General features: G+C 47.5%; 12 protein-coding genes. All 12 read right to left on the bottom strand.

Annotated features, from left to right (window positions below; all coding sequences use genetic code 11):
- Nucleotides 1-1,452 (bottom strand): sugar transferase, encoded by a 1,452-nt coding sequence (locus DWW60_RS09685; protein WP_117875242.1) that lies wholly within the window; start codon nucleotides 1,450-1,452, stop codon nucleotides 1-3.
- A gap of 246 nt (nucleotides 1,453-1,698) precedes the next feature.
- Entirely contained in the window at nucleotides 1,699-2,469 is a 771-nt protein-coding gene (locus DWW60_RS09680) for a hypothetical protein (RefSeq protein WP_055145518.1), read from the bottom strand.
- A 93-nt stretch (nucleotides 2,470-2,562) separates the two neighbouring features.
- Entirely contained in the window at nucleotides 2,563-3,315 is a 753-nt protein-coding gene (locus DWW60_RS09675) for a CpsD/CapB family tyrosine-protein kinase (protein ID WP_117550425.1), read from the bottom strand.
- Nucleotides 3,312-4,130 carry a YveK family protein gene (locus tag DWW60_RS09670; RefSeq protein WP_117875240.1) on the bottom strand — a complete coding sequence of 273 codons (819 nt, stop codon included), beginning with the start codon at nucleotides 4,128-4,130 and terminating at the stop codon, nucleotides 3,312-3,314. The genes DWW60_RS09675 and DWW60_RS09670 overlap by 4 nt, the downstream gene beginning before the upstream one ends.
- 54 nt (nucleotides 4,131-4,184) lie before the next feature.
- On the bottom strand, nucleotides 4,185-5,195 hold the full coding sequence (locus DWW60_RS09665; protein WP_117875238.1) for an LCP family protein: 1,011 nt from the start codon (nucleotides 5,193-5,195) through the stop codon (nucleotides 4,185-4,187).
- A gap of 28 nt (nucleotides 5,196-5,223) precedes the next feature.
- Nucleotides 5,224-5,349 carry a hypothetical protein gene (locus DWW60_RS13800; RefSeq protein ID WP_255415671.1) on the bottom strand — a complete coding sequence of 42 codons (126 nt, stop codon included), beginning with the start codon at nucleotides 5,347-5,349 and terminating at the stop codon, nucleotides 5,224-5,226.
- Between the two features lie 55 nt (nucleotides 5,350-5,404).
- Nucleotides 5,405-6,118: a CpsB/CapC family capsule biosynthesis tyrosine phosphatase gene (locus DWW60_RS09660; protein ID WP_117875237.1), complete on the bottom strand. Its 714-nt coding sequence runs from the start codon at nucleotides 6,116-6,118 to the stop codon at nucleotides 5,405-5,407.
- Between the two features lie 263 nt (nucleotides 6,119-6,381).
- Complete coding sequence (locus DWW60_RS09655) at nucleotides 6,382-7,137, bottom strand: hypothetical protein (protein ID WP_015534754.1); 756 nt, start codon at nucleotides 7,135-7,137, stop codon at nucleotides 6,382-6,384.
- Between the two features lie 131 nt (nucleotides 7,138-7,268).
- The gene (locus DWW60_RS09650; RefSeq protein ID WP_117875235.1) at nucleotides 7,269-8,126 is read right to left on the bottom strand and encodes a TrmH family RNA methyltransferase; all 858 of its coding nucleotides are present in this window, start codon (nucleotides 8,124-8,126) and stop codon (nucleotides 7,269-7,271) included.
- Complete coding sequence (locus DWW60_RS09645) at nucleotides 8,123-9,403, bottom strand: O-acetylhomoserine aminocarboxypropyltransferase/cysteine synthase family protein (RefSeq protein ID WP_015534752.1); 1,281 nt, start codon at nucleotides 9,401-9,403, stop codon at nucleotides 8,123-8,125. The genes DWW60_RS09650 and DWW60_RS09645 overlap by 4 nt, the downstream gene beginning before the upstream one ends.
- Before the next feature lie 21 nt (nucleotides 9,404-9,424).
- Nucleotides 9,425-13,234: an EAL domain-containing protein gene (locus DWW60_RS09640; RefSeq protein ID WP_117875233.1), complete on the bottom strand. Its 3,810-nt coding sequence runs from the start codon at nucleotides 13,232-13,234 to the stop codon at nucleotides 9,425-9,427.
- A gap of 435 nt (nucleotides 13,235-13,669) precedes the next feature.
- Nucleotides 13,670-15,994 (bottom strand): alpha-galactosidase, encoded by a 2,325-nt coding sequence (locus DWW60_RS09635; RefSeq protein ID WP_117875231.1) that lies wholly within the window; start codon nucleotides 15,992-15,994, stop codon nucleotides 13,670-13,672.
- Between the last annotated feature and the right edge of the window lie 190 nt (nucleotides 15,995-16,184).

The raw sequence follows: 16,184 nt of genomic DNA, 5'->3' as shown, positions 1-16,184 counted from the left end.
CTACTTTGATCCTTCCCTACCAAGCACAACCTTGATAGTCTTCAGCACTATCTTCAGATCCAGTCCAAAGCTCCAGTTCTCTATATACTCCGTATCCAGTCTCACAACCTCCTCGAAGTCAGTTATGTCACTTCGGCCGCTCACCTGCCACATACCTGTGATTCCCGGTTTCGTAGCAAGGCGGCTCTTGTGGTGCATCTCATACTGCTCCACCTCAGAGATGAGAGGCGGCCTGGTTCCAACCAGTGACAGATCCCCTTTTAGCACATTGAAGAACTGTGGGAACTCATCTATGGAGAAGTCTCTGATATACTGACCTATTCCCTTCTTCTTGGTGCCGTCCGGCAGGATCTTGTTGCCTATGACTCTCGGGTCAAAGTCCATCTTGAACATCTTCGAATCGCTCATGGTGTTCTGCGCCATGAGTTCCTTCTTGCGCTCCTCAGCGTCCATGTACATGCTTCGGAACTTGTACATCTTGAATATCTTGCCATTCAGTCCCACTCTCTCCTGCTTGAAGAAGATCGGTCCCGGGGACTTGATGTATATGATAGGTCCTATGAATATGGTGAGGATGAGCGTGAATACGCTGCCCACCAGACCACCTATTATATCTGCCGTTCTCTTGAGCAGCATCTGCTTCGGTGTTGCGTAGTTCATCATGGTCGTGACCACGGTCTCACCATTTATCTTCTGGATGAGCTGCTTGTCGCCGTGGGTCTTCACGATGGATGATATACACATGTGAACCGTGATGCCGCCCTCGACAAATGCCTCTATCAGGGTGTTCGCATATCCGTATGCTCCGCGCACATCCACGTATATCTCGTCCACCCATGCGGTTCTCACATAGTCAACTGCGGTGTTGTAATCCGCCACCACCGGCACTCCCTGAATCTCCTGACCGACGAGGTTTGCATCTATCACCATGACTCCTACTATATCAAACCCGGAGTAGTTCTTCTCCTTGAGGCCTGCCACCACTTCATCTGCTACATGTCTGGTGGTCATGACCAGGAGCTTCTTGCCCTTGCCATGCTCTGCATATTTCTCGAGATGCTTCTTCCACAGGCTCCTCACTGCAAATGTAGCATATACGTATATGGCCCACATGAGCAGTATAGTAGTTCTGGAATATATAGATGTATCCTTGAGGACAAACACATACAGAAGGAGCAGTGCAACGATCACGAAACCGTTCTTGAAGCTGGATATGAATTCCTTGAAGTATCCTCTTCTGATGACGCCCTCATATGTATTCAGAAATATCATGGCTACTATATCCGCCAGCTCCGTGATGATAGCCAGCGCGAGATAGTCTCTGTTCGCATACGGATTTACCATGCCGTGTCTGATCTGGAATGCCACAAGAAATGACAATTGAAGTACTATAAGATCCAGCAGCATGAAGTCAAAGTGCTTCAGCCAGCCTTTTGCGCCTTTCTGATACATAATTTTCTCTCCTCATCCTCTGTCGTCAGGGTCATATTTGTGCCCGCATGACCCGGTCTGTTGATTCATACATGAAATGACTCAGCCCGTGTGATTGTCGGCTGAACCTTTTCATCTGTAAACCATGTTTCTCATTAAACGGTCTGTTATTTATCACCCACACTGGCGGCGCGGAACGTCCTGTGGCATGGACATTCGTTTTGCGCCACCGGCTAGGGCTTGGAACTATTTAACATAGCAGGTTGATTATTTAACCTTGTAAATAATTGACTTGCTGTATGCCTTGTAGTTCTTTGTTGCAGCAACCTTAACAGTGATTCTTACCTTTGTGCCCTTCTTGACACCCTTACCAACAGTAATCTTGCCATTCTTAACCTTGACCTTCTTATTGGCTGACTTGTAAGTAACCTTTGCCTTTGCCTTAACACCAGATACAGTGATCTTCTTCTTAGAAGCATTTACCTTAACCTTAACAGACTTCTGAGCAGCCTTGTTAATTGTGTAGTAAATTGTCTTTGTACCCTTGTAGTTGTTGATACCCTTTACGGTAATCTTATACTTGCCAGCGTTCTTAGCCTTAGTTACACCAGTAATCTTGTAATCAGTACCTCTCTTGAGAACTGTGTTACCATACTTAACTGTAACCTTGGTTGTCTGATTCTTAGCATTGTATGTCTTTGCAGCAGCAGTAGCCTTGTAGCTCTGCTGTGCGTTAACTGTGTACTTAACTGTTGTATCGCCTGAATAGTTACCTATTCCCTTGATCTTAACTGTGTATGTACCAGCCTTTGTTGCCTTAAGGCTTCCTGAAACGACTTTGAAATCCTTGTTCAGGGTAAGTGTCTTACCGTTAACAACAATTGTTGTTGTCTGGCTCTTTGCATTGTATGTAAGCGACTTTGCTGTAGCAGACTTAACGTTTACCTTAGTTGGTGATGATGTAGCTGCAAATGCAACTGTTGGCACCATCATTGCGATACATACAACTATAGCCAAAAGCTTCTTTAAATTCTTCACAATAAATTCCTCCTTCCAAAAAAGTTCTATTGTATTGAATATATGATAAAACGCCCTGTACGCCACTATACATGGCGTTATATCCAAAGTGAATTATTTTGACGGGGTGCCGTCGCTGGAGGCTGCAGCCTCTTTGCCGTAAGTGCCATAACCATAGCCGTACTGGCTATAGTATTTGCCATACTTGCCGTAGTATTTCTTGTATGCTCTCCCCGTTGTCTGGGCTCTGTTGAGTATGACTCCAAGCAGCGTACAACCTACCTGGTCAAGCTGCTGGAATGACTGTTTGATGAGACTTCTTGATGTCTCACCTGCTCTGACTACCAGAGCTGCGCCATCGCACAGTGATGCGATCTGAGCGGCATCCGCCACACTGCCAAGCGGTGGCGAGTCTATAATGACATACCTATATGTCTCTGCCAGCTTGTCAAGAAGCTCTGCAAATCTAGCATCCTCCAGAAGAGCCGATGGATTCTCCAGAAGGTTCATACAAGGTACGATGTATGCATTTTCTACCTGTGTTTCATAGATGACATCCTCCATCTCGGACTGTCCCGAAAGGAAATATCCAAGATCCGGAAGCTTGTCAGCATCCTTTATGTGATGTCTGTCCTTTATGACTGACTTACGAAGATCCACATCCACCAGCACAGCAGGGAATCCTGCCTCGGCGAGCATCTTCCACAGGTTGATCGCCACGCTGCTCTTGCCCTCATTTGGCATGCTGCTGGTTATGAGTATCTTTCTTGTGTTCTTGCCACAGAACTTTATGTTGATCCTGAGACGGTTCATCGCCTCCTCCACTGCATATGGGAGTTCCTGAAACTCTATGTTAAGCTTCTTCATGCTCTGACCCTCTCTTTCCTGTTATGTTTCTTTCCAGGCTCTTCATCTGAATCGTCTGTTCTGAACTGGTCGCTCTCAGGTATTGTCGTGAGCGGTACTATTCCGAAATACTTCTCCATGTCGTCTGCTGAGTGGATCGTGTCATCCATCAGGTATCCCACAATGACGATCAGGCAGTAGATGAGTGCTCCAAGCAATGCACCTATGGCGGTGTACTTAAGGTAGCTTGGTCCGACCTTCTGGTCTGCTACCCTTGCAACCTGGGCTATGTTAGGTGCGCTTGTGCTCATGGTATCCGGGAGATACTCTATCGACACGTTCGCCAGTGTATTTGCAATGTCACATGCCTGCTGCTTGTCAGTGCTTGTGACCGTGATCTTCAGGACTCGTGTGTCTGAAGGATTCTCAAGGGTTATCATCTTGGCAAGCCTCTCTGAGTCCATATCAAGGCCGAGCTTTTCGATGACCTGGTCGAGAACCGGATAGCTGAGTATCAGGTCTTCGTAATCCTTGGTAAGGGATGAACCGATGTTAAGGTCCTGGAGATTTACTATGGAATCATCTGATGCTGATACCACGTACAGCTTGGCTGTCGACTGGTATGTCGGCTTGATCAGGAAGTATGCAAATGCGTTGAACAGCACCGCACCGATCAGGAAGCACAGTATGATGTATGGGAGCTTCTCAAGAAGCGCCATTCCCATGTCCAGGAGATCGATCTCGTTTTCATCATCCTCTGTATTCTTGTATGTGTTCACTGCGGCTATCTGTGTGGTCTTATCCTGCACAGCAGCCATTTTCTTGTTGGAATTCATATATTCCCTCCATCCGTTTTTTGTATCTATATCCCCTGCATCAAATGTGTGATGCTAGTTATATTCCTTGTAGAACAGCTCTACGATCGCCTGCTGAAGGCTGTCCGCATCCGGCTCCACCTCGACAAATCCGAGATCATCTATGGTCTCTGTTCCTTCTATTGACACCGTTCCGGCGTCCTTATCCTTGAGAACAAGGAGTGCCAGCTTGGAGAATTTCTGTGAGCTGATATCTGTCACCATGTAATCTCTCAGGGCGTCATATATGGTCAGTGGATATGTGTTATCCTCGCTGCACTTTGCCGCCAGGTTATCCTTGAGTCCTGCCTTGTACACCTCCTGACGCTTCATTCGCTGGGTGTTGGATTCATCTCCCACATCGAATCTGTCATGGATAAAATGTACTGCCTGCTCATCGGTCAGTGTGATGGTCTCTCCCTGCTTCATTGTCTTATCCACCTTGGAGAAATCATCCTCTATGGTAACCGTGACTCCGCCAGCCAGATTGTTGATGGTTCCTATGGCCCCCATATTCACCGCTGCGTATCCGTCTATCTTCTGGCCGCCAAGGAAGTTTGACACCGCCTTGACCACGTTCTCGCAGCTTATCTCCATTCCGTCACCATTCTCATGTGCCAGAGCAAGCTGTGCCGGGCTCGTTGCAACGTAGGTTCCGTCGGGATCCAGTGTATCCTGCTCCACTATGGTATTTCTGTCTATGCTCAGCGTCTTGTATGTTCCATCTGTCAGGTCTCTGACCATCAGCATGACCACATCGCATCGGCCTGCCCCCTCATAATCGGTGACTTTCTGAACCTTGCCCATGTTGTCGATTCCCATAAAAAGATATGTTTCTATATTCTTCTTGGGAACGTATTTGACTCCGTCCACCTCAATCATGCCTTCGACCGCCTGTGTGCCCGATGCATTGTGTGATGCATTTCCTTTTGTCGGTCTGAGTGCTATCGCCAGTGCAATGCATACGACCAGTATGGCTGTGATCACAAGTCCAAGCTTCTTGTATATTCTCTTTTTTTCTGATAGTGTTCTGTTCCTGTATGACATATGTATCACCTCTTCGGAATGTAATGTGCTATCTCAGAACGTCCAGCATAAGCAGGTCTGTTCCCGCTGTAGGCCACTTCTTCTCGCACACAATAAGACCACACAGTATTATGAACAGCACAATACTGATGATTATCGCTGTCTTCTTAGACATGTTGTTGTCCTCCATCTATCTGTTTATCTTTTACATGTTTCGTTGTTATTGCTGATTATGGGTGTATCTGATGTTCTTTCAGGAGCTTTGTTCCGTAGCTGTCCATGTTCTCTAGGAATTCATGTCCCAGCTTCTTCTCCAGCACCTCGCGGCCAAGCCACAAGTTCGGCACCCTGTGATGCATACCATGGCAGTCGCTTCCTATGATGTGTACCTGTCCTTTCTTGAACATCTTGAGCATTTTGCCCTTCTGTCTGAAATCCAGAAGTGTCGCCGCATTCACCTGCACCGTAACTGGCAGTTCAAGGATCTGTCTCACATATGGCTTGTTGCCTGGTATCTGTAAGAATCGCTCTATATGAGCTAGTATGATATGGAAATGTCTCTTCTCAATTAAGTCTCGTACTTCCTGCACTACCGAATTACTCCATGTCACAAACGGCATCTCCAGCAACATGATATCAGTTCCTTCTACTTTTAGTGCGTCCGTTTTCTCCGCTCTGCTTATTCCTGCAAAAAACGCGACCTCTGCCCCCATTATAATCTGCGGTATGTCCATATTCTCAGCCATGACTTTATCATATGCTTTCTGTCTTGAATCAATGAACCTCTCCACAGTATTTGAATCAGCATAAAAGTGCGGCGTCGCTATCATAATATCAACGCCGTGCTCTTTGCACATCCGAAGCATGCCTATAGATGTCTCGACATTCCTGCTGCCGTCGTCTATACCCGGCAGTATGTGTGAATGAAAATCTATAACACCCATGTTTTCCTCCTGTTTTCTTTATAAAAAACTATAAATATTTATATAGGGAAATTCTTTATACATGCTCACCCCCTAATTTAACAGTTTCTTCACAATTTTTCAATTCCATTTGCGATTTAAAATCGACAAAAATCCTCGTTGATTTTTTGCTTAACTATACAATTTGTATAAACCACTTTATTTTCTTAATCCAATTTCTTCCATAATAAAAAAGCGGAATATGATATTTCATATCCCGCCGTGTCAATCTCTTCTTTATTCTATTATACATACATCTCCGAGCCGTTGCCCAGGCAGTATATTCCAAGCTGTCCGCCCTTGCCGCACCCGCAGTCGATGGCAACGTTGTTGTTCTTCTTAACGATCTTGCCCTCACCGCCGAGCTCTGTGGTTGGCACATGTCCAACAACGAGTGTTCTGTTCTTGTAATATGTCTTGTCCAGGTCTGCTGGCTCTGTGATGAAGTCCTCTGTGTCGTACTCATCCAGTTCCTTCTTCGGATCGAAGTTTCTTATTCCGGCGTGAACCAGCACAAATTTCTTTCTCGCCATCATCACTTCGAGGAACGCTTCCTCAGAAATCTCATCTATATACTCTATGACATCCTCACGCTCTTCATCGTCAAGCTGCAGGAACTCCTCCACCGCACCTGAGAGTTCTTCTCCAAGCATGGATGTTATCTTGTCTACCAGCATCTGTGGTGGCACCTCACCTGTGGACTGGATATGGTCATTCAGTGCCTTGAGTGCCTGTGTGATCTTGTACTCGTTCTCACCGACAACTGCGATGACATTATCTCTGCTCATCATATCCTGAAGTATCTTCATGGATCCGCCGCCTGCTCCGATTATATTGCCAAGGACATACAGGACATCCTCGCCCTCAAGGGTGCTGATGACTGCCTCCTCGTTCATGATGTCCTCTTCCTTTATATCGTCAAGGTTCTGAAACTTAAGTTTCTTGAGTGCTCTCTTGTATGCCTCATAATCCCCGTTAATTCCTGAAATAGCATAAAACATGTCTATCATCCTCCTAAGTCTTTTCCTTCTGCCGACTATGAGCCTGTCTGTTCACGTCCTGACTATTATAACATATTTTCCATATCCTGTAGATATGTATGCGTATTTTTTGAGGGATGTTTTTCGACGTTTTACGAGCGTCTGCCAAGTTCCCAGAATGCCACGGCACTGGCTGCAGCCACATTCAGGCTGTCCGCTCCGTGATACATTGGTATCTTCACTGTGTAGTCGCTGGAATCTATGGTCTCTGTCTTGAGGCCTTCTCCCTCGGTTCCCAGTATTACTGCAAGTCTGTCGATCTGCTTCAGCTCCGGGTCGTGTATGTCTATCGTGTCATTTCTTAGCGCCATGGATGTCGTCCTGAAGCCCATACTGTGAAGTTGTTCCATCCCAAACTCCGGCCATATGCCATGATCTGCTTTATTGTGTGCAAGACCCAGGGTGTCAAATGTAATATATGTCCACGGTATCTGGAACACCGTTCCCATGCTGACCCTTGCCGCCCTCCTGTAGAGCGGGTCACTGCAGCCCGGCGTGAGCAGTACAGCATCCATCCCTAGTGCCGCCGCACTTCTAAATATCGCTCCCACATTTGTCGGGTTCATCACTTCCTCAAGCACCGCTATTCTGGCGGCATGTTCACACACGCTCTCAACAGACGGCAGCTCTGCCCTCCTCATGGCGCACAGCATCCCCCTTGTCAGGGCAAATCCCGTGAGCTTCGTGAGGACATCAAATGGTGCTGTGTATATCGGTATATCTCCGCACCGCTTTATTATATCCGCGCACTGTCCTTCCACGTGCCTGTCTTCCAATAGAATGGACACTGGCTCGTAACCCGCATCCAGTGCCCTCTCTATGACCTTTGGACTCTCAGCTATGAACAGCCCGGAAGCCGGTTCATATATGTGCGCCAGTTGATTCTCTGACATGCGCGCATATATATCAAGCTCGGGTGCCGAAAGGTCGGTTATATTTATTATTCTCATATCTGTACCTTATCCAGTGCATTTTCAAGATCTGCTATTATGTCTTTTACATTCTCAATGCCCACCGACAGTCTCACAAGATCAGGACTTACTCCTGCCGCCAGAAGCTCCTCGTCATTCATCTGTCTGTGTGTAGCTGATGCAGGATGAAGAACGCATGTATGTGCATCCGCCACATGTGTTGCTATCATCGCAACCTTGAGTTCCTTCATGAAGGCCTCCGCAGCAGCTCTTCCTCCCTTGACGCCAAATGACACAACTCCACATGTGCCGTCCGGCATATACTTCTTAGCACGCTCGTAATACTTGCTGCTCTCAAGTCCAGGATAATTTACCCAGGCTATCTTATCGTGTGCCTCGAGGAACTTCGCAACCGCCAGTGCGTTCTCACAGTGACGTGGCATACGCACGTGAAGCGACTCCAGTCCAAGATTGAGCATGTACGAATTCATAGGTGCAGGTATCGGGCCGAGATCTCTCATAAGCTGTGCCACGATCTTGTTGATATATGCGCCGCCCTGGCCGAACTTCTCTGCGTATACCACTCCGTGATATGACTCATCAGGTGTGGTGAGTCCTGGGAACTTGTCTGCGTGTGCCATCCAGTCGAATTTGCCTGAATCCACGATCGCCCCACCCACGGTTGCATCATGTCCGTCCATGTACTTCGTGGTGGAGTGTGTGACTATGTCTGCGCCCCACTCTATAGGTCTGCAGTTGATCGGTGTGGCAAATGTGTTGTCCACGATGAGTGGTACTCCGTGTGCATGTGCCGCATTTGCAAATCTCTCTATATCGAATACTATGAGTGCCGGATTGGCTATGGTCTCGCCAAACACGGCCTTGGTGTTCGGTCTGAACGCTGCCTCAAGTTCCTCGTCCGAGCAGTCTGGATCCACAAATGTGAATTCCACACCCATTCTCTTCATGGTCACGGCAAAAAGGTTGAAGCTTCCTCCGTATATGGTGGATGATGCCACAACGTGATCTCCCACTCCGGCAATGTTGAATACCGAGAAGAATGTTGCTGCCTGTCCTGACGATGTGAGCACTGCTGCCGATCCCCCCTCCAGGGCACATATCTTGGCTGCCACATAGTCATTTGTCGGATTTGCAAGTCTGGTGTAGAAATATCCGCTCTCCTCAAGGTCAAACAGCTTACCCATATCCTCGCTCGTGTCGTACTTGAACGTTGTGCTCTGTACGATCGGTATCATTCTTGACTCCCCATTCTTAGGCTGGTATCCAGCCTGTATACACATAGTCTCTCTTTCCATTATCCTTTATACTCCTTTGAATTAATAGCGCTCTACTACCTTGCGCTCTATATTCTCATTGTTCAAAATGAACATGTATCTTCCATTCACCAGACGTATGTCCTGCTCTGCCGCGGATATATCTATGTTCAGTGAATTCCTGACAACCACATTCAGATCTGCATTATTGCTAGACAGCATGCCTGTGCCGTCTCTGCTTCCAAGTGCGAAGCACGCCTCGCCCTGAACCGCCAGCCTTGAGTTGGCGTCCGTCATGCGTATGTCTGCTATTCCATGGTCAGATCCCATGGCTATGCACGAATTGCCCTTAAGGTTCATGTCCACATGTGCTCTGCTTATATCTACGCTGCATCCATCTCCGTCCAGGGTTCCGACCGCCACGTATCTGTTGCCCGATCCTCTGAGCGATATGGATGTGTTCTTTATCGCGATATCTGCGTGCTGGCTCACCGAGCCGATGGCGACTCCATTTGCAGCCTCATAGGTTATGTCTATGTCCGCCTGCAGGAGATTCAGATTCACCGGGGTGCTTATGCTTCCAATAGCAACTCCGTTCTCGCCGTTGATATACAGGTCGTATCGGCCCTTCTCTATACGTATATCTCCTCCGAGTCCGGCGCCTATTGCCACTCCGTTCACACCGTTTGTTTCTATATTAATGGCGCCCTCCTGCTTGAACTTCATGACTCCATGCTTTGAATGAATGTCATTGCCTATTCCGTAATAGCTGTTACCGTTGACGCGGACCATTATATCACCATCTCCGATAAATGTCACTCTGGACGACTCCGGTATCTTTATTCCGCCATTCCTGCAGAAATTCTTACCCTCAAACACGATGTGCAGATCCGTATTCTCACCGCAGTCTATACAAGGCTTGTCGCGGTCGCCCGAGAAGCTTACGTTCTGCAGCACTATGGTTCCGGTGAAACCATCCTTTATCTTGAGTGTCATATTTGACTTGAAGCCCTGTGCGCCGACTATGCGGACATTGTTGTCGCCACCGGCTCTCTGTGCCACAACTATCTCCCTGATTCCCTGGGATGCGAGCTTCAGAAGTGATGCATTTCTCTCATGCTCCATGACAAATATGCTGCTGTTCTCAGCCACCTCTTCCTGTTGGTTGTACTGAACTATCTCATTCACAACCTGTGGGGATATGAGCTGTACTACCTCCGCGTTCGGATGGGCGGTATAGTATCCCTGAATGAGATCCGCACCGAGCTGGATGACGGTCTTCATCTCCTTCGTGGTCTCAACGCCCTCCGCCAGCGCCTTGATGTCGTTGGTCGAGGTGAATTCTATTATATCCTTGACGAAATGCTGTCTGTGTGGGTCTGCATCGATCCCTGTCAGAAGCATTCTGTCTATCTTCACATACTCAGGCATATACCTGAGAAGATTGTTTACATTTGAATAGCCTGCGCCGTAGTCGTCTATAGCGATCTCCATGCCATTTCCTCTGAGGAATGCCTCGAGATCATTCAGTTCCGCATCCGACAGCTCTGCTCCCTCGGTAAATTCTATGACTATGCCTGCACACTGGAGCGTCTTCACCTTTGAAAGGAATTCTTTTCTGTCCTGTGCGTTGAGCATATGCCCCGGCATGCTGTTGATAAATACCTTCTTGCCCCTGAACATCTCAGGATTCGATGCCACGATCTCCACGACGTTGAACAGTGTGAGTTTTTCCACATCGTACAGTCTGTTCAGTCTCTCTGCACTCTCCAGAAGCTCAGGGGGTGACATTCTCATAGGAACCAGTATCCTCATAAGTGCCTCGTATGCAAATATGCCTCCGTCACGGGCACTTACTATAGGCTGGAAATGATATGTGAGCATGTTGTTGTCCAGTATCATAGCTACTATCTCATCTCTCTCCAGATCCCTGTTCGTTATCGTCGCTTTGTTGCGTCCCTTGGCATTGTTCTGTTCTTTTATGCGGTTCTTCTGGTTGACCGTATCGTTGATGAGGGTCTCCAGCTCGGCAGATGACTTGACCAGAGCCTTCTTACATCCGTAATATATACCGAGCTCGTAATCGTCCTTTCCGCCACTGTTTGCCGCCTCAAGCTTCTTCTTGAGTTCCTCGGCTATATATTCTCCCCTTGAGATATCGCCACTCTTTGCCACTGTGGCTATGACGAACTCGTCATTTCCCATCCTCATGGATATCTCGTATGGGGTAAGTATCTCATTTATCGACTGGGCAACATAGCTTAGGACTCTGTCACCCTCTGTTCTTCCGTAATTGCTGTTTATCTGGCGTGTATTCTTCAGATCCACCGCCAACACAAGTATCTCAGACTTCTCTTCAGCGGCCTGGCTTATCATGTCATTTGCCCTGCCTATGAAGCCTCTGTAGTTGTACATTCCGGTGAGACCGTCTCTTATCTGATCCGCCTCAAGCTTGTTTAGAAGTACATTGAGTCCCTGATGTCTTGCAAATGACTCCATGTCCCTGGCAACCGTCTTGATCCAGGATCTGTATACATCTTCGTACACCCTCGGCTCTGCACCGTAGTTCACCACTGCATAGCCAAAGCTTCTGTCTTGGAAGAACAATGGTGTAAATATGAACGCTGTAGGATAATCCCTGTCCTCGTACAGCTCCGGCAACAGCTTCGCAGACTCGAATACGTCGTCGTAGCGTATGTGTCTCTCTTCTTTTTCATCCGGGCCGCACTTTATCAGTCTGTATACATGATCTGTGTAACCGTGGCGAAGTGCCTCATCGCCGGTCATGACCTCCGGATTTCTCCAGTAGTCGTTCAGGCACAGATGGAAGCTCTCAAATGGTCTTATCTGGTACACGTATTCCGACACGGTGTCAAAGAATGACTCCACGCTCGTCTGCGCCACAAGGTCATCCGCCATGTTGTTGAAGCAAGAGTAGAAGCCGGTCTCTGAGAGGTCTGTCTCCCATTTGTCTCTTCTGATCCTGACTGTCTCTCGTTCCCAGCCCTCACAACCACAGGTTCCTCCTATGTACAGCTCCACATTGGACTTGAATTCCGGTACGTCATGTCCGTTAAGCTTTGCATCTATATATTTCATACAGTAGTGCCCGCAGTCATCCGCCGGTATGTCCGCAGATGTGATCGGAACAGGACTGTTTCTTCCGTCTTCTATGGAGTCATAGCCCACCACGGCTATGTCCTCGGGAACTCTTATTCCATATCTGTCAAATGCGGTGCACACTCCGATGGCCATACAGTCATTTGCACATACGATGGCATCCGGCAGATGCTCCATATCCTTCACAAGCTCGTCCACCATGTAGTCGCCGCTGTCGTACCAGTATGTTCCATAATATATCATGTCGTCCGTAACCGGCAGGTTGTGCGCCTTCATGCTGTCTATGTAACCGGCGAGTCGCTGCTTGGAGTGTATGTGCTCCTTGAGTCCGCCCAGGAAATATATGTTCTTGTGGCCGTGAACCTCTATAAGGTGATCCACGAGTTTTACTATAGGGGTATAATGATCCATCATGACCGTTGGGAATATGTTATTCTCTTTGTCGACTACCACTACCACACCATTTGCAAATTCTGACTGCAGGTGCTTCTCCAGCTTTTCTACGACTCCCGGAGTCTGTATGGTGTCCTGACACAATACCACAGCATCAAAAAGGTTAAAATTAATAAGGTTGTAGATGTTTGAATCTCCAACCTCCCTGTCTGTTGAATCCTGGTACTTCAAAAACATGGAAAATATGCAGACATCGTAATTCATATCATATGCCTGCTTCAGAAATCCCTGCATGAAGCGATTCTGTGTACTCTCTTCAACCTGTGCTGTTATAACGCATATTCTCTTCCTGTTGCTCATCTGATCATCCCCAACTGCATTTTTAAAACATTCTTTATGCAATTATATCATGTTTGCAGGCTAAAAAAAACCTTATTTATGCAATTTGACAAATGCCATAGTTTCTATCTACATTTTTAGTCTATTTTTCACCTCAAGCGCCGTGCGAGTGGTTGCAAGGCCTCCACGCGCAGTCTCCTTCAGTGTATCGGACATGTCTGCACCGATACACACCTTCACCCCCTGCCGTGTGTGAGCTCGACGGTCCAACCATTACAGGCCCCATTATGTCAAATATATTCATACTGTGTTTTCTCCTCCGATTTACGCAGGCACATCTTAACTGTCTTTTTTCTTTTTCTGCCCGAAAAAGCAGGAAAGCGTACAAAATCCAAAAATCTTGTACGCTTTCTATTATTTTGGACTATATCCAGGAAATTTTTTTCGCAAACCCGCTTACTCTGCTTTGAGCACATAGAGTCTGGAATCATAGTCTCCGCAAGGCATATCCTCTCCGACTATCTCTCCCGCCGATGTGTCGCTGGTGATGAGTCCGAGGTTCATCAGCTCATCGCCATAGCATGAAGGGCCTGCGATGACATTGACTGCAGAATCCTCTCCTTTGTCTCCTGACACTTTCTCATATATCAGCTTTCCATCCGGTGTCTTGCTCACTGTGAGTGCCTGTCCTCCGAGCACATTGCAGCTATATAACGCATCCGGATCAAGACCGTGGAGCTTCATTCTTGTAAAACATTTGTTAGGTGTGTAGAGCGTTCTGAACCACGCAACTATGGCGGTCTTCTTATCGTCTGACACGACCATCCAGCCGCACTCCTCATCTTCAAATGGACTTGCAAGTCTGTAGAATGTTCCGTACTGGATCAGCTCACGGTATACCTTCATGAACCTGACCTGCTCCTTGACTTCCTCTATCTCATCAGCGGTAAGCTTGCCTAGATCCAGCTCATAGCCAAATGTTCCGAAGTATGCAGCATTTGCACGGGTTCTCAGCGGAGCCTCTCGCCTTGTCTGGTGATTTGGCACAACCGACACGTGGCTTCCCATGCTGCTGATCGGGTAACACATGGACGTTCCATACTGGATCTTGACTCTCTCTATGGCATCCGTGTCATCGCTTGTCCAGCCCTGTGGCGCATAGTAGAGGATACCCGGATCAAAACGTCCGCCGCCGCTGGCACATGACTCAAAGAGTACATGTGGAAATGTGCTCGTAAGTCTCTCATACAGATCGTACACACCAAGTATGTATCTGTGGAACACCTCGCCCTGTCTGTCAGCCGGAAGAGCCGCACTATAGCACTCGGTGATACTTCTGTTCATATCCCACTTCACATATGACACCTTTGCCGTGCTGAGTATCTTTGCCATCATCTCATATATTCTGTCAACGACCTCTTTTCTGGAGAAATCCAGAACGTACTGGAATCTTCCGTGTGAGTCATGTCTTCCTGGAACTGAAAGTATCCAGTCTGGGTGCTCTCTGTAGAGGTCTGAGTCTTTATTTGTCATCTCAGGCTCGAACCACAGTCCGAACTTCAGACCTACCTTCTCTATATCCTCTGCAATTCCTGTGATTCCCTCCGGGAGTCTGTCTGGATTTGCAACCCAGTCTCCAAGCCCTGCATGGTCTGTGGTTCTGGCTCCAAACCAGCCGTCGTCAAGAACGAACAGCTCAACTCCGCACTCCTTTGCCTTCTGTGCGATGGCTATGAGCTTCTCTCTGGTGAAATCAAAATATGTCGCCTCCCAGTTATTGATAAGGATTGGTCTTGGCTTGTCTCTCCACTCGCCTCTCGCAAGTCTCTTCTGGTACAGCTTGTGGAATGTCTGGCTCATCTTGTTGAGTCCCTGGTCTGAATACACAATAACTGCCTCAGGAGTCTGGAAATGCTCTCCTGCATCGAGCTTCCAGTCAAATGTATCCGGATTTATTCCGGCCAGAATACGGGCTGTATTTCTCGTGTCAACCTCTGCCTGTATCTTAAAATTGCCGCTGTATACAAGGCTTATTCCAATCGCCTCTCCCTGGTTCTCGTCCGTTGTCTCTCTCTTCAATGCGATGAACGGATTGTGCTCATGGGATGAATGACCACGGTTGCTGCCTATCGACTGTAAGCCCTGCTCGAGGTCTCTTGTTATTATGTGGCGCTCCCTTGCCCATGCGCCCGAGAGCTGCATCCACTGGTAATCAGGATCAGGGAGATCCAGGCACATGCTGTAAGCAGTGGTGAGATGTACCGCCTCTGTGCCTTCATTTACATACTCTACGCTCTTTGCTATGACTGGTCTGTCGCTCCATATTGTATAAAGCATTCTCGCCTTTATGCCTGTGAGTGAATCCTTCAATGTGACGATCAATGTCTCTGCCTCGTCATCATTCTCTGTGTATGTTGCCGGCAGTGCCTCAAGCTTTGGCTTGCCCGCATTTACCTCATGTGATACATATACAAAATCTGATATCCTGCTGCCATTTGACTGAAGGACTTCAACCATCGGTGCTCTGTAGTCTGTGGTTCCGTACACAGGAAGCTCCTGCTTCACTGACTCAAGTGAGAACAACCTGTCGTCGTCATATACATACTGGAACATAGGTCTCTGGACGAGCTCCAACAGATGTGAGAAATCCTCTCTGTCCCTTATCGCCTTACCATAGTACAGATTTCCCAGATGTCCGTTCGGGAGCACCGTCATGATGTAGCTTATCTCACCATTTGTAAGGTGAAATGTCTGTGTCTCTTCGTGAAATATAATACCCATAAGTGTATCTCCTTTTCTCCATTTATTTGTCTGAGCAGACAACCTCCGTTACGCCTGTACACTGCACACCCTCTGCTCTTAAATCTCATGTCTGACTGCTTTTTATACAGCTATTTTAATATCTGGGTATTATATTTTATATGGAAAAAAGTTGACCAAATATGGTACTGCTGATGGTTAAGTTGGGTGA

Origin of the sequence: Coprococcus sp. AF16-22, from assembly GCF_003461545.1 — a bacterium.
In the GTDB taxonomy this organism is placed as follows: Bacteria; Bacillota; Clostridia; order Lachnospirales; family Lachnospiraceae; genus Coprococcus; species Coprococcus aceti.
This window is presented reverse-complemented; position numbering and strand designations above follow the sequence as displayed.

What these genes read in the sequence shown, in the direction of transcription:
- DWW60_RS09645 (WP_015534752.1), bottom strand. Translation starts at nt 9,403, where the DNA reads ATGGAAAGAGAGACTATGTGTATACAGGCTGGATACCAGCCTAAGAAT.
- DWW60_RS09685 (WP_117875242.1), bottom strand. Translation starts at nt 1,452, where the DNA reads ATGTATCAGAAAGGCGCAAAAGGCTGGCTGAAGCACTTTGACTTCATG.
- DWW60_RS13800 (WP_255415671.1), bottom strand. Translation starts at nt 5,349, where the DNA reads ATGTCTAAGAAGACAGCGATAATCATCAGTATTGTGCTGTTCATAATA.
- DWW60_RS09660 (WP_117875237.1), bottom strand. Translation starts at nt 6,118, where the DNA reads ATGGGTGTTATAGATTTTCATTCACACATACTGCCGGGTATAGACGAC.
- DWW60_RS09640 (WP_117875233.1), bottom strand. Translation starts at nt 13,234, where the DNA reads ATGAGCAACAGGAAGAGAATATGCGTTATAACAGCACAGGTTGAAGAG.
- DWW60_RS09675 (WP_117550425.1), bottom strand. Translation starts at nt 3,315, where the DNA reads ATGAAGAAGCTTAACATAGAGTTTCAGGAACTCCCATATGCAGTGGAG.
- DWW60_RS09665 (WP_117875238.1), bottom strand. Translation starts at nt 5,195, where the DNA reads ATGTCATACAGGAACAGAACACTATCAGAAAAAAAGAGAATATACAAG.
- DWW60_RS09650 (WP_117875235.1), bottom strand. Translation starts at nt 8,126, where the DNA reads ATGAGAATAATAAATATAACCGACCTTTCGGCACCCGAGCTTGATATA.
- DWW60_RS09635 (WP_117875231.1), bottom strand. Translation starts at nt 15,994, where the DNA reads ATGGGTATTATATTTCACGAAGAGACACAGACATTTCACCTTACAAAT.
- DWW60_RS09670 (WP_117875240.1), bottom strand. Translation starts at nt 4,130, where the DNA reads ATGAATTCCAACAAGAAAATGGCTGCTGTGCAGGATAAGACCACACAG.
- DWW60_RS09655 (WP_015534754.1), bottom strand. Translation starts at nt 7,137, where the DNA reads ATGTTTTATGCTATTTCAGGAATTAACGGGGATTATGAGGCATACAAG.